19 protein-coding genes and 1 pseudogene are annotated in these 22,940 nt (G+C 55.6%); 13 read left to right on the top strand and 7 right to left on the bottom strand.

Annotation, left to right across the window (positions count from 1 at the left end):
• The first annotated feature begins 106 nt into the window (after positions 1-106).
• Complete coding sequence (locus JKP81_RS12020; RefSeq protein ID WP_200551918.1) at positions 107-586, top strand: GNAT family N-acetyltransferase; 480 nt, start codon at positions 107-109, stop codon at positions 584-586.
• Here JKP81_RS12020 and JKP81_RS12025 read toward each other — a convergent pair.
• Positions 540-1,418: a LysR family transcriptional regulator gene (locus JKP81_RS12025; RefSeq protein ID WP_200551919.1), complete on the bottom strand. Its 879-nt coding sequence runs from the start codon at positions 1,416-1,418 to the stop codon at positions 540-542. The genes JKP81_RS12020 and JKP81_RS12025 overlap by 47 nt on opposite strands.
• 104 nt (positions 1,419-1,522) lie before the next feature.
• Here JKP81_RS12025 and sad point away from each other — a divergent pair, with 104 nt between their 5' ends.
• The 10 genes and pseudogenes from sad (at position 1,523) to JKP81_RS12075 (ending at position 13,099) form a co-directional block, all read left to right on the top strand.
• The gene (sad, locus tag JKP81_RS12030; protein WP_200551920.1) at positions 1,523-2,911 is read left to right on the top strand and encodes a succinate-semialdehyde dehydrogenase; all 1,389 of its coding nucleotides are present in this window, start codon (positions 1,523-1,525) and stop codon (positions 2,909-2,911) included.
• A 100-nt stretch (positions 2,912-3,011) separates the two neighbouring features.
• Positions 3,012-4,601 (top strand): methyl-accepting chemotaxis protein, encoded by a 1,590-nt coding sequence (locus tag JKP81_RS12035; protein ID WP_200551921.1) that lies wholly within the window; start codon positions 3,012-3,014, stop codon positions 4,599-4,601.
• Between the two features lie 62 nt (positions 4,602-4,663).
• Complete coding sequence (gene glsB, locus JKP81_RS12040; RefSeq protein ID WP_200551922.1) at positions 4,664-5,590, top strand: glutaminase B; 927 nt, start codon at positions 4,664-4,666, stop codon at positions 5,588-5,590.
• On the top strand, positions 5,590-5,952 hold the full coding sequence (locus tag JKP81_RS12045) for a DUF4186 domain-containing protein (RefSeq protein ID WP_200551923.1): 363 nt from the start codon (positions 5,590-5,592) through the stop codon (positions 5,950-5,952). The genes glsB and JKP81_RS12045 overlap by 1 nt, the downstream gene beginning before the upstream one ends.
• A gap of 72 nt (positions 5,953-6,024) precedes the next feature.
• On the top strand, positions 6,025-7,467 hold the full coding sequence (locus JKP81_RS12050) for a GGDEF domain-containing protein (protein ID WP_200551924.1): 1,443 nt from the start codon (positions 6,025-6,027) through the stop codon (positions 7,465-7,467).
• 190 nt (positions 7,468-7,657) lie between these two features.
• Positions 7,658-8,651: pseudogene (locus tag JKP81_RS12055) on the top strand (diguanylate cyclase).
• 102 nt (positions 8,652-8,753) lie between these two features.
• A complete protein-coding gene (locus JKP81_RS12060; RefSeq protein WP_200551925.1) occupies positions 8,754-9,722 on the top strand; it encodes a sensor domain-containing diguanylate cyclase in 969 nt (322 codons plus the stop codon).
• Between the two features lie 79 nt (positions 9,723-9,801).
• On the top strand, positions 9,802-10,326 hold the full coding sequence (locus JKP81_RS12065) for a GNAT family N-acetyltransferase (protein WP_200551926.1): 525 nt from the start codon (positions 9,802-9,804) through the stop codon (positions 10,324-10,326).
• A 116-nt stretch (positions 10,327-10,442) separates the two neighbouring features.
• Positions 10,443-11,894 (top strand): tagaturonate reductase, encoded by a 1,452-nt coding sequence (locus JKP81_RS12070; RefSeq protein WP_200551927.1) that lies wholly within the window; start codon positions 10,443-10,445, stop codon positions 11,892-11,894.
• Between the two features lie 290 nt (positions 11,895-12,184).
• A complete protein-coding gene (locus JKP81_RS12075; protein ID WP_200551928.1) occupies positions 12,185-13,099 on the top strand; it encodes a bestrophin family protein in 915 nt (304 codons plus the stop codon).
• Positions 13,100-13,263: 164 nt separating this feature from the next.
• Here the strand turns inward: JKP81_RS12075 and JKP81_RS12080 are convergent, their stop codons facing one another.
• The gene (locus JKP81_RS12080) at positions 13,264-14,682 is read right to left on the bottom strand and encodes a PLP-dependent aminotransferase family protein (protein ID WP_200551929.1); all 1,419 of its coding nucleotides are present in this window, start codon (positions 14,680-14,682) and stop codon (positions 13,264-13,266) included.
• 92 nt (positions 14,683-14,774) lie between these two features.
• Here JKP81_RS12080 and JKP81_RS12085 point away from each other — a divergent pair, with 92 nt between their 5' ends.
• Positions 14,775-15,254: a carboxymuconolactone decarboxylase family protein gene (locus JKP81_RS12085; RefSeq protein WP_200551930.1), complete on the top strand. Its 480-nt coding sequence runs from the start codon at positions 14,775-14,777 to the stop codon at positions 15,252-15,254.
• Here JKP81_RS12085 and JKP81_RS12090 read toward each other — a convergent pair whose 3' ends face one another.
• Positions 15,255-16,145: a LysR family transcriptional regulator gene (locus JKP81_RS12090; protein WP_200551931.1), complete on the bottom strand. Its 891-nt coding sequence runs from the start codon at positions 16,143-16,145 to the stop codon at positions 15,255-15,257.
• 99 nt (positions 16,146-16,244) lie between these two features.
• On the opposite strand from JKP81_RS12090, the gene JKP81_RS12095 reads away from it, so the two are divergent.
• Complete coding sequence (locus JKP81_RS12095) at positions 16,245-17,660, top strand: aldehyde dehydrogenase family protein (RefSeq protein WP_200551932.1); 1,416 nt, start codon at positions 16,245-16,247, stop codon at positions 17,658-17,660.
• 44 nt (positions 17,661-17,704) lie between these two features.
• Here JKP81_RS12095 and JKP81_RS12100 read toward each other — a convergent pair whose 3' ends face one another.
• The 4 genes from JKP81_RS12100 to nifB form a co-directional block, all read right to left on the bottom strand.
• Complete coding sequence (locus tag JKP81_RS12100) at positions 17,705-19,270, bottom strand: methyl-accepting chemotaxis protein (RefSeq protein ID WP_200551933.1); 1,566 nt, start codon at positions 19,268-19,270, stop codon at positions 17,705-17,707.
• A 258-nt stretch (positions 19,271-19,528) separates the two neighbouring features.
• Entirely contained in the window at positions 19,529-20,767 is a 1,239-nt protein-coding gene (locus JKP81_RS12105; RefSeq protein ID WP_200551934.1) for an EAL and HDOD domain-containing protein, read from the bottom strand.
• Between the two features lie 208 nt (positions 20,768-20,975).
• Positions 20,976-21,488, bottom strand: coding sequence for a nitrogen fixation protein NifQ (locus JKP81_RS12110; RefSeq protein WP_200551935.1), 513 nt, complete (start codon positions 21,486-21,488; stop codon positions 20,976-20,978).
• A complete protein-coding gene (nifB, locus tag JKP81_RS12115) occupies positions 21,485-22,879 on the bottom strand; it encodes a nitrogenase cofactor biosynthesis protein NifB (protein WP_200551936.1) in 1,395 nt (464 codons plus the stop codon). The genes JKP81_RS12110 and nifB overlap by 4 nt, the downstream gene beginning before the upstream one ends.
• Positions 22,880-22,940: the final 61 nt, after the last annotated feature.

Consider the following 22,940-nt stretch of genomic DNA (forward strand, 5'->3'; position numbering starts at 1 on the left):
ATATTCTCAGGAGCGCAATCTCAGCAGGTGTAGCTATAGGTTATTCATATGACATAGGTAGCAAATTCTTGTTTATTTTTAACAGGCTAATAACAAGGAGCCCGCTATGTACCGCATTGTTGATGCCACCGCCACGCAACCGGATCTGATTGCGCTGATTGCTGCTCTGGACGCCTACCAGAGCGCACTTTACCCGGCAGAGAGCAACCATCTGCTTGATCTCACGGCATTACCCGCCGGAACGCTGATTTTGCGCAAAATTGTGTATCACGACGAGGCCGTCGGCTGCGGCGCGGTGGTACTGAACAGCGACGGCAGCGGCGAGATGAAACGGGTATTTATCGATCCCCGCCATCGCGGCCAGCGACTGGGGGAAAAATTGCTTGCGGCGCTGGAAGAGGCGGCTGCCGGGAAATCGTGTCATACCTTGCGGCTGGAAACCGGCATTGAACAGCATGCCGCGGTGAAACTGTATCAGCGCTGCGGGTATCTAATTTGTGAGGCATTCGCGCCGTACAGCGCCGATCCGCTAAGTATTTTTATGCAGAAGGCGCTGGTTGTGGCGCCGCATTCAACAGGGCAATAAACGCCTCCAGATGGCGGGTTTTCGCGCCGCGCCGCCACACCAGCCAGGTGGTAAGCCAGCGCCAGTTCTCCGCCAGCGGCCAGGCTTCCACCTGGTGATGACCGGGCATGCTTTCGAGCATACTGCGCGGGATCAGCGCCAGGCCCGCTCCGGCAATCACGCATGCCAGCATGCCGTGGTAAGACTCCATTTCATGAATTTTACCGGGCGTGGCGCGATCGGCGTGAAACCAGCTTTCAAAATGGCGGCGGTAGGAGCAGTTGGCGCGAAACGCGTAAATGCTGGCACCGTTTACCTGAGCCGCGTGGCTAATCACTTCATGACCGACAGGCGCGACGATCATCATCTCTTCGCGGTAAACCGGAATGCCTTCCAGGCCGGGATGCATAATCGGGCCGTCAACAAACGCCGCGCTGAGCTGCCCCTCCAGCACGCCATCAATCATGGTGCCGGAAGGGCCGGTGGCGAGATCAAACTGAATGCGCGGGTAGCGCTGGTTGTACTGCGCCAGCGTCGCCGGAATGCGCACCGCGGCGGTGCTTTCCAGCGCGCCGAGCGAGAACAGCCCTTGCGGTTCATCACCAGCGACCACCATCCGTGCTTCATCGACCAGCGCGAGGATCTGCTGGCTGTAGCGCAAAAAACTGTGCCCGGCGGGAGAGAGGCGCAGGCGCTGGTTTTCGCGGATAAACAGATCCACGCCGAGATCGGATTCCAGCTGGCGAATGCGCGTCGTCAGGTTTGACGGCACGCGATGCACCTTCTGCGCCGCCTGGGTAATGCTGCCGGTCTGCGCCACGGCGTTAAACATCTCAAGCTGGGTTAAGTCCATGCCATTCTCTCTTCGTGAATATTGTGGTTAATATTATTCAGTTTTCAGAAATAACAAATTGCGCCATCCTTGCGCAAGTCCTGAACACATTTAGCGGAGTATTTATGCCTGTTTCCTCAACGACGCACGCGCTTTCCATCAACCCGGCCACCGGCGAAACCCTGCGCGCAACACCCTGGGCCAGCCATGAAGAGGTTGATACGGCAATTGAACTGGCAGCCAGCGGTTACCGCCAGTGGCGGCTGTTGGCGGTCACCGAACGCGCGCAAACCTTACGTCGCCTCGGCGATGCGCTGCGCAAACGCGGGGAAGCGATGGCGCAGATGATCTGCCAGGAGATGGGCAAACCCATTTTGCAGGCGCGCGCGGAAGTGAACAAATCTGCCGCGCTGTGCGACTGGTACGCAGAACACGGCCCGGCGATGCTGGGCAGTGAGCCGACGCAGGTCGAACAGCAGCGGGCAACTATTGAGTACCGCCCTTTGGGGCCGATTCTGGCGGTGATGCCGTGGAACTTCCCGCTGTGGCAGGTGCTGCGCGGTGCGGTGCCGATCCTGCTTGCGGGTAACAGCTATTTGCTCAAACATGCGCCAAACGTGCTGGGTTGCGCGGCGTTAATGGGCGAGGTCTTCGCTGACGCTGGCGTCCCGCACGGTGTTTTTGGCTGGGTGAATGCCACCAACGACGGCGTGAGCCAGGCGATTAACGATCCACGCATTGCGGCCATTACCGTAACCGGCAGCGTGCGCGCGGGAGCCGCTATTGGCGCGCAGGCCGGGGCGGCGCTGAAAAAATGCGTCCTTGAACTGGGCGGTTCTGATCCCTTTATTGTGCTCAACGATGCGGATCTTGAACTGGCGGTGAAAGCTGCGGTAGCAGGGCGTTACCAGAACACCGGACAGGTCTGCGCCGCCGCGAAACGGTTTATCGTCGAAGAGGGCATTGCCCAGGCTTTTACGGAGAAATTTGTTGCCGCTGCCGCCGCGTTAAAACAGGGCGCGCCGGACGACGAAGAGAATTATCTCGGGCCAATGGCGCGCTTTGATCTGCGGGACGAGCTGCATGCACAGGTCGAAGCCAGCATCAACGAGGGCGCAACGTTGCTGCTGGGCGGTGAGAAAACGGCGGGCGAGGGGAATTACTACCCGGCCACCGTGCTGAGCGGTGTGACACCAGAGATGACCGCGTTTCGCCAGGAACTGTTTGGCCCGGTCGCGGCTATCGCAACCGCACGCGATGCACAGCATGCGCTGGAGATGGCGAACAACAGTGATTTCGGCTTGTCGGCTACCGTCTTTACCGCCGATCCTGCGCAGGCGCAACGTTTTGCCGAACAGCTTGAGTGTGGTGGCGTGTTTATCAACGGCTACAGCGCCAGCGATGCCCGTGTGGCCTTTGGCGGCGTGAAAAAGAGTGGCTTTGGCCGCGAGCTTTCACACTTCGGCCTGCATGAGTTTTGCAATATCCAGACGGTGTGGAAAGATCGTCTGTAAGCGAAACGCGCCCCGGCGGGGCGCGTCATTGCTGGCTGTCATGGACCTGTCATGATCCTTTTGTAGACTCACGGCAACTTTGTGGTTATAGAAGAATATCATGAACTTAAAGCAAATTTTCCGCCGTATTTTGCGGCGTGTTTCTCCACGACAGTTTGGTTTGCTCGCCGGGATTTTCTGCATTATTGGCTTGTTTTCGGCACTGCAAATCGCCTCCTCATTTGTCCTTTCCGCGTCACTACGTAACGCCCAGCATAATGAACAACTCAACCAGCAAGCGCACCTGCAACAGGTGCGGGTCGACGAAGCGCGCATTGCGCTCCTGACGGCAAGCGATCTGCTCAACCGGGCGGGCGTCTATTTTATGCAGGATAAAGAGACCGGCTCGGAAGGGAGCTGGCACAGCCTGATGGATGAAACCCATAAGGCGCTGGAAACCTCGCAAAAAGCCTGGCAGGCGTGGCTGGCGCTCAACCCGCCTAAAGATGAGGCGCTGATCAACAGCTATCAGCTCTTTTACGGCGCGCTAAAAGAGCAGGCCGACGGCTTAGTGAAAACCCAGTCGATTGACGCCTTCTTCGCCGTGCCGGCGCAGGCGTTTCAGGCGGATTTCAATGACAACTATGCCCGTTTCCAGCAGGCCAGCGAAGCGCGCGCCGAACAGGGACGCCAGGCGCTGATGGCTAATCTTGCGCAATTGCAGCATGTGTTTGTGCTGGTGCCTGCGCTGCTGGTGGTGATTGCGGTGCTGGTCTGGTTTGCCATGTCGCGCTGGGTGATTACCCCGCTGCGCAGCCTGATAGCACATATTAATATTCTGGCGGCCGGCGATCTGGGTACGCCATTGCCGCCGGTGAAACGCTTTAACCGGGAAGTTGACCAGCTCGGCCTCAGCATCGGCACCATGCAGCAGGGGTTGCAGCAACTGGTGATGCAAGTCAGCGACGCCACCTCGTCGATGGTCGATACCATTCGCCGCCTGGCTGAGGACAATCAGTCGCTGTATCAGCAGTCGGCGAAACAGGCGCTGGAATTGACGGATGTGACCGAGCATATCGCCACGCTGGAATCGCATGTTGAAGGCAATACCGGTTTTGCTGAACAGGCGCGCAAACAGGCCGATGAGGCACGGGAAGTCGCTGCCGGTGGCGATCGAATGATGGACACGGTGAATCAATCGATGCGCGAGATTGTCGAGCGCTCGGCGGAGATGCGCAACATTGTGGCGATGATTGATGGCGTCGCTTTCCAGACCAATATTCTGGCGCTGAACGCGGCGATTGAAGCGGCGCATGCGGGCAACCACGGTCGTGGCTTCGCGGTGGTGGCGAAAGAAGTGGGGCTGCTGGCGCGCAAGAGCAGCCACTCCACGCAAACCATTCAGCAATTGATCAATCACTCCTTACAAGGCATCAACGACGGCACCCAGGCGGTAAGCCGCCTTGAGGATAACCTGCAACAGGTTACCGGGCTGGTCGGGCATTTAAGCGGCGTACTGAGCGAAATTTCTGCCGCCACCCTCAGCCAGGGCGACAGCATTCACAAAATGACGCGCCGCCTGCACTCGCTTAACAATGTTGCCCGTCGCACCGGGGAACTGGTCTCAACCGCAACCGAGGCCTCGGAAAAATTGCACAACGATTCTCATCAGTTGATGCAAGCGGTTGCGCGTTTTCGACTTCCTGCCTGACGCAATACATTCGCCTCTGTTATACTCGCAGGCCATTTTTGGCCTGTGGGCAAGGAGTCAGAGTGGCAACGGTGATGGATAACGGCGTACTGGAAGCGGTGCTCGCTGAAGTACGCCCGCTGTTGGGGCGCGGCAAGGTTGCGGATTACATTCCGGCGCTGGCGTCGGTGAGCGGCTACAAGTTGGGTATCGCCATCAGTACCGTGCAGGGCGAACACTTCCAGGCGGGCGATGCCGACGAGCGTTTCTCCATTCAGTCAATTTCCAAAGTGCTGAGTCTGGTGGTGGCGATGAACCACTACGCGGAAGAGGAGATCTGGCAGCGGGTGGGCAAAGATCCCTCCGGTCAGCCGTTTAACTCACTGTTACAGCTTGAAATTGAGCAGGGCAAGCCGCGTAATCCCTTTATCAACGCCGGGGCGCTGGTGATGTGCGATATGCTGCAAAGCCGCCTTAGCGCGCCGCGCCAGCGGATGCTGGAAATTGTGCGCAAACTCTGCGCCGCGCCAGATATTGTTTACGACAACCTGGTGGCGCGTTCTGAATTCGAGCACTCCGCCCGCAATATGGCCATCGCCTGGTTAATGAAGTCCTTCGGTAATTTTCACAACGATGTCGCCACCGTGTTACAGAACTACTTCCACTATTGCGCACTCAAAATGAGCTGTGCCGAATTGTCGCGCACCTTTTTATTTCTCGCCGATGGCGGACACAGCGCGCAGCAGGCGACGCCGGTGGTGACGCCGATGCAGGCGCGGCAGATTAACGCCCTGATGGCGACCAGTGGCATGTACCAGAACGCCGGAGAGTTTGCCTGGCGCGTCGGGTTACCGGCGAAATCGGGAGTCGGCGGCGGGATCGTCGCCATTGTGCCGCATGAGATGGCAATTGCGGTCTGGAGCCCGGAGCTGGATGAAGCGGGCAACTCACTGGCTGGTGTTGCGGTGCTGGAAGCGTTGACGCGAAAACTGGGGAGATCGGTCTATTGATGAATGATTTTGCGCCGTTGTTTGCCCGGCTGGGACGGTCAACATTCCGTTCGCGTTTTCGCCTCGGGGTGAAAGAGCGCCAGTACTGCCTGGATAAAGGTGCGGAGGTGATTGCGTCCCACGCGGCGGATTTTGTCGCAAAACGCCTTGCGCCAGCGCAACCGCAAAATGATGGCAAACAGACGCCAATGCGCGGTCACCCGGTGTTTATCGCTCAGCATGCCACGGCCACCTGCTGCCGTGGATGTCTGGAAAAGTGGCATAACATCCCGCATGGTCAGGCGCTAACACAATCGCAACAACAGTACATCGTTGAGGTGATTTACCAGTGGCTGGTTATTCAGATGAATGCGTCGCGCTGAAAAGCGTCGGGTAAGCCTGCTCCGCTGGTGCTGCGGGTCGATAGCAACGTTCGTGATATGGATTGAGATTTGATGCCTGCATTTTTTTCATCCCCTTTCCGCCCTTTTCGGCAAGAGACGCCGTACACCAATGCGGTGATGGTGTTTGTCCTGACAACGCTGTTTTATCTGCTGGGTGCGATGATGCGCCTGGTGGAAGAGCTTTCCCTCTTCTGGCCGCTCAATGCGGTTATGGCCGGTGTTTTCGCGCGTTATGTCTGGTTGCAGCGCTGGCAATACTATCTGATTAGCTATGTTGCCATGCTGGCGTATGACGCCATCACCACCACCTGGGGCATAGCGTCGCTGATTATCAACTTCTCCAATATGGTGTTTATTATCACCATGGCGCAGCTTATCGGGCTTGAACGTAACCAGATGACCAACGCGCCGGAGCCGGTTAACGCCCTGAAACTTTTCGGCTACTGTCTGCTTGCCGCGCTGCTGTGCGCGTTTCTTGGCGCGCTTGGCTCCGTTGGGATCAATGGTCAGGGGTTTGGCCTGCTGCTGGCCGACTGGTTTGGCGAGCAATTCTCAACGGGCGTGCTGATCCTGCCCTGTATGCTGACCATGAGCTGGCCGCGTAAACCGCTGAACGTCGAGATGCGCAATGTTATGCCGGTGCTCGCCGTTGGCGTATCGATTATCGCGTCGGTCGCGATTGGCGGCGCAGGCAGCCTGGCGTTTCCGCTCCCGGCGCTGATCTGGTGTGCGGTGCGTTACTCGCTGCCGCTGACATGCCTGGTGACGTTGCTGACCGGCGGGCTGGAGATAATCCTTGTCGCCAGCGGGCATATCAATATTTTCGTCACTTCACCGCTGCAGATCCCGCATATGTTCTCCGCGCGCCTGGGGATTGCCACCATGGCTATTTGCCCGGTGATTGTCTCGGTCAGCGTTGAGGCGATAAACCGTCTGATGCACCAGGTTTCCCTGCGCGCTGATTTCGATTTCCTGACCCGCGTTTACTCGCGCTCGGGTTTGTATGAGGCGTTAAACCGCGACGCAAAACGCTTTACCGACAAACACATCACCGTGATGTTGCTGGATATTGATTACTTCAAAAGTGTCAATGACAGCTACGGTCACGAATGTGGCGATCGGGTGCTGACCTCCTTTGCGCGAAAAGTGCAGCAGGCGCTGGGCACGCGCGGTGTGCTCGCCCGCATGGGCGGGGAAGAGTTTGCTGTCGTGGCGACAACACAAGACGCCAGTGAAGGAAAACAGCTGGCGGAAACGCTGCGCGAAAAAGTGGCGCTGTATCCGTTCAAATGGCGGCAGCAAACGCTGCATTTAACCGTCAGTATTGGTATCAGCCATGGTCAAGCCGACGCCGGGCAATTAACGTCAACGTTCAACACGCTGTTGGCGGTGGCGGATGAAAATCTCTATTGCTCGAAAAAACGCGGGCGTAACTGCACAACAGATGCTGAACATAACGCGCCGGAAATAGCGGAAAGTGCCATCGGCGGATAATTCCTCGCGCTTGTCGCAGCTGGTGGTGACGATAGCGGCAATTAATATCGATAACTTATTAAATTGCTTGCTACTAATTTTTATCGTCAATACTATTATTGCGTATACGTAGCGGAATCATCGCGTTATGAGCGGATCGGATAATTTGAATAAACACGAGCGGATCCCAGGCAGGCGTTTTGCCAGGCGGATGTATCTGATGCGTATGCTGGGAACGCTACTCTGCTTTTTCCCCATTCTTTCCGTCCTTCTTGAACTGCATCGCCCCGTATGGAGCGTAGTGTTGCTGTGCGCCAATGCCTTTATATGGCCTACCGTCGCGTTTTTGCGCGCGCGAAACGCGCAGATGCCGCTGCAAATTGAGCATCAAAACCTGGTCTTTGACGCTGGCGCAGGCGGGTTCTGGATTGCGCTGATGGCGGTCAACCCGCTGCCGTCGGTGGTGATTGCCACTATTTTGCTCTCTGACCGCTTATCGGCGGGTGGTTTTTTGCTGATGCGTAAAGCGGCGCTGGCCCTGCTTGCGGCGTTCTTACTTACCTGGCTGGCGCTCGGTTTACCGCTGGAGTTGCAGGTGACACAGCGGACGATGTTCGCCACGTTGCCGCTTATCGGCATCTATATTCTGGCGCTCAGCGCACTCACCGACAGCATTGCCGTCAGGTTGCGGATAAAAAGCCGCGAACTTGAGCGTATCGCGATGATGGATCCGTTGCTTGATATCGCCAATCGCCGTCTGCTGGAAAAACGGATTCAGTATGAGCTGGAAAAACTGCACCTGACCCCGCGCCACTCCTCGTTGATGTTTATCGATATTGATAATTTTAAAGAGGTGAATGACCGCTTTGGTCATAAAATTGGCGATGCATTATTGGTCACCGTGTCGAAAATTTTGCATATCACCACCCGCACAACGGACACGCCTGCGCGCCTCGGTGGCGATGAATTTGTGATTTTATTGCCCGATACGCCAGCAGAAGAGGCGTATGAGGTGGCAACCCGGATCATGGATGCGGCTGCGGTAATGACAGTGATGCAGGAGCATGCGTTCAAATGTACGTTAAGCATCGGTATCGCCAGCGCGCTACCGGAAATGCACAGTGTTACCGACTGGTTAAAAGCCGCAGACGACGCGCTTTACCAGGCTAAACGACTGGTAAAAAAACCAGATCTACTCACACTGACAAACGTGCTGAATAAGCTACGCTTTATGCTGTACGCCGTGAAATTAACGTCACTTTTTATAGTGTTGCGCATTAACAGCCTGAGAATGGAAACGGCCCCTTATGAAAATACCTGCTATTCCCGCAGATGAGGAACAACGACTGGCGTCGCTGCGCGACTCCGGGCTTCTGGAAACCGGCGTAACCGAGCGTCTTGACCGGCTTACCCGGCTGGCTAAGCGCATGTTCGATGTCCGCGCGGCGCTGATCACACTGGTTGATGAAGAGATGCTTTTCTTCAAATCCACGTCGGGTACCGTGCGTGAACCGCTGCCGCGTAAGATCACCTTTTGTGGTCACACCATCTTGCATACTGAACCGTTGATCATTCCGGATACCCACGGCGATGATCGGTTTGCCGATAATCCGCTGGTGACCGGAGAGATGAATATCCGTTTCTATGCCGGGTATCCATTACGTTTGCCGGACGGCGCGGTGGTTGGTGCATTCTGCCTGGTGGATAGCACCGCGCGACAGTTCACGGACGCAGAGCGGGATTACCTGAAAGATTTTGCCATGATCGTTGAAGATGAGTTCGCGGTGATGAGCGCGGCCACTACGGACGAACTGACCGGTTTATTTAACCGCCGCGGTTTTGAAAGCCTGGCGAAGTTCGCCATTGTGGGCGCGCGTCGTCGCGCGGAACCGTTAACGCTGGCGTGGATCGATCTCGACAATTTCAAAACGATTAACGACACCTGGGGCCACGGCGAAGGTGACGAAGCGCTGAAAGCGATGGCGTCGGTGATGAGCGCCAGCCTGCGCGAAGCGGATCTGCGGGTGCGCTACGGCGGCGACGAATTCGCGATCCTCTTTTCCGATACCGATGAGCAGGGCGCATGGATTGCGATGCAGCATCTGGTAGAACAGGTTGAGGCGTGGAATCAGACCTCCGGTAAGCCATGGAAGCTGGCGTTTTCCTGGGGGATCAGTGAGTTTGATCATGATGGTTGCGGCGAACTGAAGCCGTGGATGAAGGCAGCAGATCAACAGATGTATGCCATGAAAGAGCGCAACCATCGCGGCCGCTGAATCATCACAAAAACCTATGTTTGCTGAGCTTGTGTTAACAAGTTGTAAGGCTGATAGTGGTTGTTTTTAAGGAATAAAAATGACCACTTATCATATCCATTCGCTGGCGGGCGAAACGCTCGCGTCACAGATTCATTCCCTTTGCGAAGTCCTGGAAAACTGCGTTTCCGGCGGTGCTTCCGTCAGTTTCATGCATCCGCTTTCGCGTGAGAAATCCCTGCAATTCTGGTCTGGCGTCGCCGCAAGTGCCGCGCGCGGGGAACGCATTGTGCTGGTGGCGCAAGATGACGCCGGTGAGGTTGTCGGCACCGTGCAGGTAGTGCTGGAACAACCTGAAAACCAGCCACATCGCGCCGATGTGTCAAAATTACTGGTACATGAAAAAGCCCGCCGCCAGGGGCTGGCGCGCCGTCTGATGGATGCGCTGGAAAGTGAGGCGCTGGCGCACGGTAAAACCGTGCTGGTGCTGGATACTTCCACCGGTAGCGGGGCGGAAAATTTCTACCAGCAATGCGGCTGGCAGCGGGTGGGTGAGATCCCGCGCTTCGCGCTGATGCCGGACGGAAATGTGACGGCGACGACAATTTTTTACAAGTTCTTATAATTCGTGCCAATAAGACATCCCATTTTGATCAAAACAGGGTTTCATGGTCTAAAAGTCTGGTAAGTTATTACACCAATCTTCCAAGGTTGTATGACTAATCAAAAAAGGAACCCACTGTGAACACATTAAACCGTCGCAACTTTCCCGGCGCTGAATACCCTGAACGTATTATTCAGTTCGGCGAAGGGAATTTTTTGCGCGCTTTTGTCGACTGGCAAATCGATCTGCTGAATGAGCACACCGACCTCAACGCCGGTGTGGTGGTTGTTCGCCCGATCCAAAGTGATTTTCCGCCGTCCCTGAGCACTCAGGATGGCCTGTATACCACCATTATTCGCGGTCTGAATGAGCAGGGCGAAGCGGTGAGCGACGCGCGCCTGATCCGCTCTGTAAACCGTGAAATCAGCGTCTATTCCCAGTACGACGAGTTCCTGAAACTTGCCCATAACCCGAATATCCGCTTTGTTTTTTCAAACACCACTGAAGCGGGTATTAGCTACCACGCGGGTGATAAATTTGCAGATGCCCCGGCCGTTAGCTACCCGGCCAAACTGACGCGCCTGCTGTTCGAACGCTTCACCCATTTCTCTGGCGCGGTGGATAAAGGCTGGGTGATCATTCCTTGTGAACTGATTGATTACAACGGCGACGCGTTGCGCGAGCTGGTGCTGCGTTATGCGCAGGAGTGGGCGCTGGGTGCGGAGTTTACTCAGTGGCTGGATAACGCCAACGCCTTCTGCTCCACGTTGGTTGACCGGATCGTTACCGGTTACCCGCGTGATGAAGTGGCAAAACTGGAAGCGGAGTTGGGCTACCAGGATTCGTTCCTTGATACCGCTGAGCACTTCTACCTGTTTGTGATTCAGGGACCGAAATCGCTGGCGGCTGAGCTGCGCCTGGATAAATTCCCGCTTAACGTACTGATTGTTGACGATATTAAACCGTATAAAGAGCGTAAAGTGGCGATCCTCAACGGTGCGCACACTGCCCTGGTGCCGGTGGCGTATCAGGCGGGGCTTGACACTGTGGGTGAAGCGATGAACGACAGTGAAATCTGTGCGTTTGTGGAAAAAGCGATTTACGAAGAGATTATTCCGGTGCTGGATCTGCCGCGCGATGAGCTGGAATCTTTCGCCAGTGCGGTGACCGGGCGTTTCCGTAACCCGTACATCAAACACCAGTTGCTGTCGATTGCCCTGAACGGCATGACCAAATTCCGCACCCGCATCCTGCCGCAGTTGTTGGCAGGGCAAAAAGCCAACGGCAAATTGCCTGCGCGCCTGACTTTTGCGCTGGCGGCGTTGATTGCGTTCTATCGCGGTGAACGTAACGGGCAGACGTATCCGGTGCAGGACGACGCACACTGGATCGAGCGCTACCAGCAGTTGTGGAGCCAGCATGGCGATCGCCAGATCAGCACCAGTGAACTGGTAAAAGCGGTGCTGTCCGTAAGCGATCACTGGGAACAAGACCTGAGTAAAGTGGCAGGTCTGGTGGAGCAGGTTTCACTGGATCTGGACGCTATCCTGCTGCGCGGGATGCGCGATGCGGTTAAGCCGCTGTGCTAATCGCAGGTTTTTAAGTGAATATCCAACCCGGCTCCGGCCGGGTTTTTCTTTTTTAATCATAGCTAGCTGTGCAACCGCTGAGCGTCAAGAGGAGTAATTTCGCGGGAATGTTGTATGTATCGGTTTTTAGTTACAACATACTTTCAAATAGTTGTATAACAGGTTTCAGCAACCTCTGCGCCAGCAAAAGTCGCCCAGGGCGACTTTTCGTCACAATTTGTTATCAAACTTGCAACTGTGATTGCGATCACGTTTAATAGTGCCGCTCTCCCTAATGCACACAAATCAAGATGATCGTTCGACCTCAACAACACTGGCTTCCCCGTCTTTTCGTCTGGCACGGTTCCGTACTGCCAAAAATCACGTCGCGTCTGCTGATGAATTTCCTGCTCTCCATCGCCGTGATCTGGATGTTGCCGTGGTACACCTCGCTGGGTATCAAGCTGACCGTTGCGCCGTTCAGCATTCTTGGTGTCGCTATCGCTATCTTTTTAGGTTTCCGTAACAACGCCTGTTTTGCCCGCTACAGCGAGGCAAGGGTGTTATGGGGACAGTTGATGATCGCCTCGCGTTCGCTGCTGCGTGAAGTAAAAACCACGCTGCCAAACGATGAGGGATTACGGCACTTTATTCAGTTGCAAATCGCCTTTGCGCACTCTCTGCGCATGACATTGCGCCGCAAGCCACAGGGTGACGTGCTGGCGAAATACCTGAGCCAAAACGATCTGCATAACGTGCTGAACGCGCATTCACCTGCCAACCGTATTTTGTTGTTAATGGGGGAATGGCTAGGTGAACGCCGGGCGCAGGGCGCGCTTTCGGATGTTTTATTCAGCAGCATTAATCAGCGGCTGCATGATATGTCCGCCGTGCTCTCTGGCTGCGAGCGCATTTTCACCACGCCGCTGCCGTTCGCCTATTCGTTGATCCTGCATCGCACCGTGTATCTGTTTTGCATCATGCTGCCGTTCGCGCTGGTGGTGGATTTGCACTTTATGACCCCGTTTATCTCAGTGTTGATTTCCTACACCTTTATTTCGCTCGATACGCTGGCAGAAGAGCTGGAAGATCCGTTTGGCGAAGAGGATAACGACCTGCCGCTGGATGCTATCAGCAACGCCATCGAGATTGATTTACTGCAAATGGTGGATGCCGATGTGCTTCCGCACAAAATGACACCAGGCAAAAATTATCAATTAACCTAAACTTTGCTCTGGAGAGTCATCGATCTTTCGATTTTTTCAGTCTGATAGCGAAACCCACAACAGAGAGGGACGTGCGATGGAAAAGTCCGACAGAACTATCTCATTAGCGTTGACCCTGCTGGTCAGCTTCTCGCTTCTCGCCACGGCGTGGGATCTCTCCTTCGTCAGTAGCTTGCCTTAATATCATTGGCCGCCAGCAGCGCCCGTGTTTCTTCAGCCGGGCGCTGCAATAGCGCCAGTGCTTCTTCCGCTGAACGCACATTGGTATAACCGATAATCACGCCGTAGCGTTTGACGGGAGTGTTATACCAGCGCGAGAGTGGGCTAACCTGCAATTGAAACCGCTGCCAGATGTCCGCCAGCGCGATATCCTGCGTGCTGGTGCGTAAAAACGCGGCGATATGCATGCCACCATCGCTCACTTCCACGGTAAAAAGCCCTGGATAAACGTGCTCCAGCGCGTCCAGCACATACTTTCTGCGCTGCGAATAGAGCGTGCGCATCTTTTTTAAATGCTTATAAAAGTGACCTTCGCCGAGAAACGCCGCGAGGATTTTCTGCGTTAGCACCGGCTGACCGCTTTCGGTAAGTTCGGCCGTTTCACGAAACGCGGCAAGTGTCGCGCGCGGCATGACAATATAGCTAATGCGCAGCGCAGGCATCACCGTCTTGCTGAAGGTGCCCATATAGATAACCCGATCATCAGTATCAAGGCTTTTCAGCGACGGAAGCACTTTGCGGGTGTAGTGAAACTCGCCGTCGTAATCATCTTCGATAATCCAGCTGTTATGCTGGCTGGCCCAGGCCAGTAATTGCTGCTTGCGCGGGAGCGAAAGGGTTACCGCCAGCGGGCTATGATGTGACGGTGTCACAAAAACCAGCTGCGCATCACGATGGTATTGTTGCAAATAGTCGACATTCAGGCCCTGGCTGTCCACCGGCACAAAGTGCAGATTATTGGCGGCGCGTTTCAGCGCCTGGGTACCAAAATAGTAACCGGGATCTTCGAACAGCACTTTATCCCGTGCCGTGGTCAGCGCATTGAGGATCAACCGCAGGTTGTTGCTGTACCCGCTGGTGATGAAAATCTGATCGGCCGTGCAGGATAAACCGCGCGACACATTCACATAATGGGCAATCGCTTCACGCAGCGGCGTGTAACCCAGCAGCGGCGGGTTGGTCATTTCCACTGGCGACAGAGATCGTACCGCTTTGCCGCACAACAGCAGCCACTTTTTATAGGGGAAGGCGTCAAGAGACGGAATGCCGGGGCGCAAAAAACCGGGGCGATCGCGCAGCACGTCCGCAATGCCCGGTGGCGCGTCTGCTGCCTGCGGCGCAATATCCGGGGTGGAGGGTTCGCTCAGCACCAGATCCGGGTTGACCCGCGTGCCGCGCGCGCCCTGGCTTACCAGATAGCCTTCACCGACCAGAATCGCCCAGGCCGTTTCCACCGTTTTGCGCGCGACCCCCAATTCGCTGGCCAGCACACGCACCGAAGGCACCTTATCACCCGGTTTCAGCAACCCGCTGGCAATGCTGCGCCGATACTGCTCGTAAATGGCTTTATAACCCGGTTTCATGTCCTACCTCTATTTGCGGTTTTTGCATCTTTTTACTATGGCATAAGAGCGTAATATAGCGGCTGTTGAATCCATAAACGAGGCTAAAGACGATGAGCAATCGCGTAAATCTGTTCCAGACCGTTCCGGCATTAATTAAAATCCTCGGCGATGCCAGCCAGGCGTCGCACGCCAGCAGCCTGGACATTGGTATTAAAAATCTGGTCGATATTCGCGCCTCGCAGCTCAACGGCTGCGCATTCTGCCTGGATATGCATGTGAAACAGGCGAAACTGCACGGTGAGCGCGAACTGCGCATTTACCATGTGGCTATCTGGCGTGAATCACCGCTGTTTACCGCCAAAGAGAAAGCCGCGCTGGCGCTGTGTGAAGCGTTGACCAAACTCGACGCGCATGGCGTGCCTGATGAGCTGTACCGCGAGGCGCGGGAGCATTTCAGCGACGTGGAGCTTTCCGAACTGGCGTTTTCCATTGCCATCATTAATAGCTGGAACCGCCTGATGGTTCTGTCGCAAACCTTACCTGGCGCGCTGGATAAAGCCTATGGGCTCGATCGCGCGCACCTCGAGTAATTAACGCGACTCCCGGATAAAGGCAATAAACGCCTGCAACCCCACAGGGATGTGCCGATGTCCGGGGTAGTACAAACACAGCCCTTTAAAGGGCTGTGTCCACGCATCCAGCACGCTCACCAGCGTTCCGTTACGCAAATCCTCTTCAATGTAAAACCCCGGCAGAAAACCCACGCCCAGGCCTGCGCGCACGGCGGCAATCGAGGTAAACAGATCGGTGGTCGACAGCCGTGGCGGAACGGCAACCGCCATGCGCTCACCGTCGCGCGACAGCTCCCAGCGGTAATTTCCGCCGCTGGACATGCGCATGCAAATGCCCTGGTGCTGGCGTAAATCGGCCGGCGTCTGCGGCGTACCGTGCTCGGCAAACCACGCTGGTGTTGCCACTACGCGCATGCGGATATCCGGTGTGAGCGGCACGGCAATCATATCTTGTGGGATCGACTCCGCCAGGCGGATCCCGGCATCGTAACCGTCGGCCACAATGTCGATCATCTTCGCTTCAGCGGCGACCTCCATGCGTATCTGCGGGTAGCGCGCAAGAAAACGCACCAGCAGATCATCTAAGAACAGTTGCCCGACGGCTTGCGGGATATTCAGGCGCAATGTGCCGGAAGGTTCATCTGCCACGCTGTGGATCTCTTCATGCGCGTGCTGGATTTCGCGCAGCGCCGGGCCAATACGCGCAACAAACCGTTGCCCGGCTTCGGTTAGCGCCACGCTGCGTGTAGTGCGGTGAAACAGCCGAATCGCCAGGCGACTCTCCAGCCCGGCAATGGCGTTACTCACCGCCGTTGGCGACATTCCCAGCTCCTGCGCGGCGGCGCGAAAACTGCCCCGGCGCATCACCGCCATCACCACTTCCAGCTCAATCAAACCTGAACGATGCATAGATTATCCTGAATTTCGCAACAACCTTTGCAGCATAGCGTGGATTATCAGCGCGATAAAGGCGTGCCACACTGGCTCTACTGTGAACAGGAGGTGGTTATGCATGCGATTGAACAGATTTCAATAAACGGCGAATGGGTCACGCCGCAGGGCACAGAGCGTTTCGACCTGTTTAACCCGGCAACCGGCGACGTCACCGGTCAGGTGCGGCTCGCTAATGAAGCCGACGCGCTTAACGCCATTGCGGCGGCAAAAGCGGCGTTTCCCGGCTGGTCGCAAACCAGCCGCGATGAACGCATTGCCGCCCTGATGCGTATGCGCGATGCGCTGGAGGCCTGCCAGCCCGCGTTGTTGCAGGCGATTGTCGAGGAATACGGCGCGCCGGCGTCGCGTGCCAGCTGGATGGCGCATTATCCGGTGTCGGTTATCGAGGCGGCGATCAACGCGCTGAAAGCGTTTGAGTTCGAATCCGTGGTCGGTCAGGCGCGGGTGGTAATGACACCGCTCGGCGTCGCCGGATTGATCACGCCGTGGAACAGCGACGCCGGGTTCATCTGCGGCAAACTGGCGGCGGCGCTCGCTGCAGGCTGCACGGCGGTGGTTAAACCGAGCGAGATGAGTGCACTGCAAACCCACATTGTCACGCAGGCACTGCATCAGGCGCAGTTGCCGCCGGGTGTGTTCAATATTGTTACCGGGCGCGGCGAAGTGGTTGGTGAGGTACTCAGCCGTCATCCGGAGGTGGCGAAAATCTCTTTTACCGGCTCGACGGCGACGGGCAAAGCCATTTTGCGTAACGCAGCAGAAACGTTTAAACGCGTCACGCTGGAACTGGGTGGCAAGTCGCCGACCATTATTCTGGAGGATGCCGATTTAGCCGACGCCGTGCCGCTGGCGATTCAGGCCGGGTTTATGAACAGCGGCCAGGCCTGTGTCGCGGGAACGCGCATTCTGGTGCCTGCCTCGCGCAAAGCCGAGTGCGAAGCGGCGCTGGCGCAGGCAGTCGCAGCGGTAAAATCGGGCGATCCGCACGATCCCGCCACGGAAGTCGGCCCGATGGTTAGCGAAAAACAGTGGCAACGCGTGCAGTCCTACATTCGTCTTGGTCAGCAGGAAGGCGCACGCCTGTTAGCGGGCGGAGAAGGGCGCGCAGCCGGGTGCGAGTGCGGGTGGTCGGTGCGGCCTACGCTGTTTAGCGAGGTCAAAAACAGCATGCGTATTGCGCGGGAAGAGATTTTTGGCCCGGTATTATCAGTGATCGCCTATCGGGATGATGCAGAGGCGATCGCTATCGCTAACGACACCGATTACGGCCTGAGCGCGCTGGTGCTGGGCCGAGATCCCGCACGCGCACGTCGCGTTGCCGGGCAAATCACCGCCGGGCGGGTGTTAGTCAATACACTGGCGCACGAGGCTGCCGCGCCATTTGGCGGGTTTAAACATTCAGGCATCGGGCGTGAAATGGGGCGCTGGGGACTGGCGGCCTTTATGGAGCCGAAAAGCATCGTCATGTAGCAGGAAAACGCCGTGCCACCCGGAGCGAGTGGCACGGGTTACGATTAACGCGCCAGTTGGAAGAAGCGCACGGAGTCGCGCAGTATCTCGCTCTGTTCGGTCATCGACTGAGCGGCAACCGCCGCTTGTTCCACCAGCGTGGCGTTCTGCTGGGTTACCTGATCCATCTGATCAATCGCGACGCTAATCTCTTTGATCCCCTGATGTTGCTCGGTAGAGGCGGCGGAGATCTCAGCAACAATATCCGTCACTTTGTTAACGGAGGTCACAATCTCTTCCATCGCGCGGCTGGCGGTATCGGCGTAGCGGGAACCGTCAGTTATCTTCTCAACGGTGCCTTCAATCAGCTGTTTGATCTCTTTCGCCGCATCGGCACTTTTCTGCGCCAGGTTGCGCACTTCACCAGCCACCACGGCAAAACCTTTACCCTGTTCACCGGCACGCGCGGCTTCAACGGCAGCGTTCAGCGCCAGGATATTGGTCTGGAAAGCGATGCCTTCAATCACCGAAATGATGTCGACAATTTTCTGTGAGCTGTCAGAGATTTCATGCATGCGTTTCAGCATGTCATGCACTTCTTTACCGCCTTTAACCGCCGTTTGTGACGTCTGGCGCGCCAGGTCGCTCGCTTTGCGGGCGTTTTCGGCGTTACTCTTCACGTTTTCGGTGATTTGCTGCATGTTCGACGACGTTTGCACCAGTGAGGCCGCTTGTTCTTCGGTACGCTGTGACAAATCGTTGTTGCCTTCGGCAATTTCGCCTGCGGCGTGGGAAATCGATTCGCTGCCGTCAATAATCCCGGTGATAATTTCCGCCAGTTTACTGTTCATTAAATGGATGGTCGCCAGCAGGCTTTCGCTGTCGCCATCGCGCAGCGCAACCTGGGTGCCCAGTTTGCCGTCAGCGACTGCCTTCATAATCGACATCGCATAGGCCGGTTCACCGCCAAGCTGGCGGGAGAGATTACGCGAAATAAACAGTGCAATCACGCCGGTGGCGATCAGCGCCAGCAGCAGCAAGCCGCTCAGTAAATAAAGCGCCTGGCGATAACCCGCCTGAGAATCTTCCCCCGCTTTATCACCAATCGCGACTTCCATATCCACCAGCGTCGCCAGATCTTTCATCAACTGGGTACGATATTTTGCGGATACCGCGCCGCTGATTTTGGCCGCTTCCGCCGCATCTCCGCGATTCATGGCGTCGATCACTTTGGCGTTAACGTCGACAAAGTTTTTAAAGTTATCCACCACGGTAGTGAACAGGGCGCGCATCTCTTGCGGCTCATTGGCCGAGATTTTTGCGTACTGCTGCTGAGCATTCAGAAAGGTTGCCTGGTTTTGCAGCAATTCGCCGCGGTGTTGATCCAGCGATGCAGGCGTGGTCGAGGAAATATATTGCACCTGCTGCAAACGCATTTCCGCTAAGACGCCTCGCATTTCAAGGGTATAGCGAACGCCTGGCATTCTGCTTTCGCGGAACTGGTCAATATTTTTATTGGTGCTGTTAAGTTGATAAATAGAAACAACGCCCAGCAGCAACATCATCACGATCAAGATGGAGAAGCCGATAAGCAGTTTGGTTAATACGGTGGCCTGCGCTATTTTTTTCATAATCCACAACTAAGTAAAGAAAGGTAATATTAATAACGGCAATATTTTAGGAAAAATTGATCTATTTATCTGATCTCAATCACATATCGTTATGATTTTTGTGCAATAGCACACATCGGATTTTTAATTTAGATTAAGGAAAGAGAGGTTGTTAAAAAGGTGGGTGAATAATACTTCAATGAAGTGAAATATTGTTTCAAACAGTGTCTTTGTGCCTGAGTTTATTTTCTGCACACTGCATTTAGTGTGCAGAAAAAATTAATGGGAAATAGTAATCGGCAGTTCATCTGCCCATTTTGCTGCCTGGTTCATCAGCTCGGAAATCGCCGAATTGGGTAAGCCGATTTCGTGCGCCACATCGCTGGCTTCATCCCACATCCGCTGCTCGTACAGGCGCGCCAGCCGCACGTAGGGATAGAGTTCGCCGCTGTTCGCTTCTAGCGCTTTTGCCACTTCCGGCGAGACAGCGATTTGCGCCATCAGCTCTTCCAGCGGTAGCCCGAGGATCACATCCAGCAGCGAGAAGAGGCCTGCCATAAAGGCGTCGTTAGAGATGTTATTGGACGACGTGCGCGCCGCCGCCAGTTCGCAGAACTTGGCGCGGATCAGGCTCAGGTAATAGATTTCGGTGTTGGTGACATCCTCGAAGGAGGTCAGACACGCCACCAGTACAAAACGGCGCATTTCGCTGATGCCGAGGTAGACCACGATGTCGCGCAGTGATTGATTGCGAAAACCGCTAATGCCGCGCGTGTTATATAAAATGTTTTGCGCATAACGCATAATTTTAAAAGAGAGTGAAACATCGCGTTTCAGCAAATCTTCTATTTTGTTTAAATTGGGTGATTCAACGTTAACTTCCTGCATCAGCTTCAGGGCAAACGCACGATTTTGCGCCAGTTTATTTCGTTTAGTCACCACCGGCTTGCTGAAAAAATACCCCTGAAAAAGATGAAAACCTAATTTTTTAAAAGTCTCAAACTCTTCATAGGTTTCCACTTTCTCGGCCAGAAAAACCGCATGGCGTAATAATTCCCGATTGGCGAGGATATAGTCGCTAATTTTTTCGCGCGGACTTCTCCTTATGTCAAATTTAATCACGTTGACATAGGGCATAAAGGCTTCCCACTGGTTTCCGGGTTCGAAATCATCCAGCGCAATGCGAAATCCCAGCGTGTGCATTCGTTTGACAGTTTCCAGCAGTTTGAGATCCGGTTCGGCGTTTTCCAGAATTTCAATCACCACGCGGTTTACCGGCAGCGTTTCCGCGAGGCCTTCCACCAGCAACTGGTAGGGAAAATTGACGTAAACCGTACTGTTGTCGCTCTTACGGCCCACCGGTGCACTGAGGAACTGCTCTTCGATTAACTGCGTGGTGGCCTGTTCCGCAGACATATCGGGGAAGCGGTTATCCATACTGTTCCGAAAGAGGAGTTCGTAACCGACGGTGTTCAATTGCTTATCAAAAATCGCCTGTCTGGCCACAAAAGAATACATTCGCCACCTCGCACACCGTGTACTTTTGTATAATTTTTCCAAATATATAAGCAACATTAACACCCTGGCTACCGGAACCGTGTGACTGCGGCAAAATATTTGACTTTTATTGTGAAAGAATAGGACAGCAAAGCGGTAAGTGTACAGGCGGCGCGGATTTTTGCGCGGGGGTTAAAGCCTGATTACCTGCGATATCAGGCTGGTTACGTTACGACGGTTCAAAGCAGAGCGGGCGTTCGCAGCAGGCATCACAACTCGGCGAGCGGCACACCACTTCGCCTTCGCTATGCAGACAACGCTGGCGGTAGAAAAACTTTTTCCAGCGCATATTGTTGCTGTTCATCTCAACTAAAGGGGCGAAGCAATCGCTCATCAGCTCCCGCAACTCTGCGCGCGAGCTGAGTCCCAGATCCTGCCACAGGTGATTAAAAGCCAGTGAGACACTGGCAATAATGTGCTGCATCGGTGCGGCATCCGCCGACATATGGCACGCCAGCCACTGTGCCAGCTCCGCGCGCTCTGCGGTGCGCGTGGCGTTAAGTTCGCTCATCAGCTTTTGGCGCAGACGGCAGTCCGCAGGCATTTCTGGCGCAGGCGGGGCGAAACGCGCCTGCAAATTTTCCCAGTCGCTCACGCTTAAACCCATTCTTTCCGGGTAGCAACCTTCACCGTGCAGGTAAAGCCACAGCAAGCGCCGTAGCCAGTCATCAACGGGCATCATGCCACCCCATTGTTTTGCCCCTTTGTCGGCGCAGCCTGCCACCAGCGTAACAGCGAGGAAGTGATGGGTTGCCAGGCATCATCGACGCAGGGCTGAATGCCGCGCGATTGTAATTTTTGCCACGGTTCGTAGCCGATACGGGCGCAGAAAACAGCTTTCACATCGGCCAGCAAGTCGAGCACTGTCTCCATTCGCGCGTCGCTTTCCTGCGGCTCACAATTATCCGCGCCCTGGCAATATTTCGGTGTGAAACGCTCGTTGACCAACACGGCACCCGCGGCCGATAAACTGTAAATTCGAAAGCGATCCGCATGGCCAAAATGGCAGTCGATCAGCTCGCCATGCGTTGACGCCACCGCCACCAGACAGGCCTCTGCATCCTCGGATTCGCCTTTGGTGACGATACTGGCGTGAAGTTGCGCGCGACGAAACAGCGTCGGCAACCACGGTTGAGGAGCGGATTCTACGGGTAACAGGGTAAATTGCTGGCTGCGATCTTCGCCGAGCATGCCAATCGCATCCGCGCGGCACTGCTGACAGTGCGTCATTTGCGGCATCACTTCGCCGCAGCTTTCGCGCGCACGCGCGACCATCTCTGCATCGGGTTCCGCCTGGCCGTTAAGACCAAACACCGTGCCGTGCTCCGGGCGGGCTATCAGCGGCATAATGTTATGGATAAACGCGCCAGCCCCGTGCAGTTCGCGGCTGACATCGGCCAGCGCGAAATCGTTAATACCGGGGATCAACACCGAGTTGATTTTCACCAGCACGCCTTGCGCCGTCAGGCGACGAACGCCTTCCAGTTGGCGGGCTATCAATATTTCACCCGCTTCACGTCCGCTGTATCGTTCACCATCGAGCCACAGCCAGGCGTAGATCTGCGCGGCAATCTGCGGATCGAGCGTATTGATAGTCACCGTTACGTGATCGACGCCAAGACTGACCAGCCGATCAACGGCATCTGGCAGCATCAAGCCGTTAGTGGAGAGGCACAATTTCAGATCCGGCAGCTGTTCACGCACCATCTCCAGCGTGGTGAAGGTGCGTACGATATTCGCCAGTGGGTCGCCCGGCCCGGCAATGCCAACCACCGAAAGGTGCGGGATAGCCGTCGCAACTTGCCGTACTTTCGCCACCGCCTGTTCGGGGGTTAACAGCGAGGATGAGACGCCAGGCCGGGATTCGTTACTGCAATCGAATTTGCGATTGCAGTAGTTACATTGCAGGTTACAGGCAGGCGCTACCGGTAAATGCATCCGCGCAAAGCGGTGATGACCGCTTTTCGAGTAGCACGGGTGCAGCGACACTTTACCGGCGATGGCAGCAGAAAGCGGCTCAGACGGTGTTGGCTGACACCGGGAACCGCCTGCGGCGGATGAACAGGACATCATGGAAGTACCTCCGTTTACGGAATTATTCCTGGTTGTTGCAAATCCTGTTCCTGATACAACA

This window comes from Kosakonia sp. LAM2021 (assembly GCF_016620385.1).
In the GTDB taxonomy this organism is placed as follows: Bacteria; Pseudomonadota; Gammaproteobacteria; order Enterobacterales; family Enterobacteriaceae; genus Kosakonia; species Kosakonia sacchari.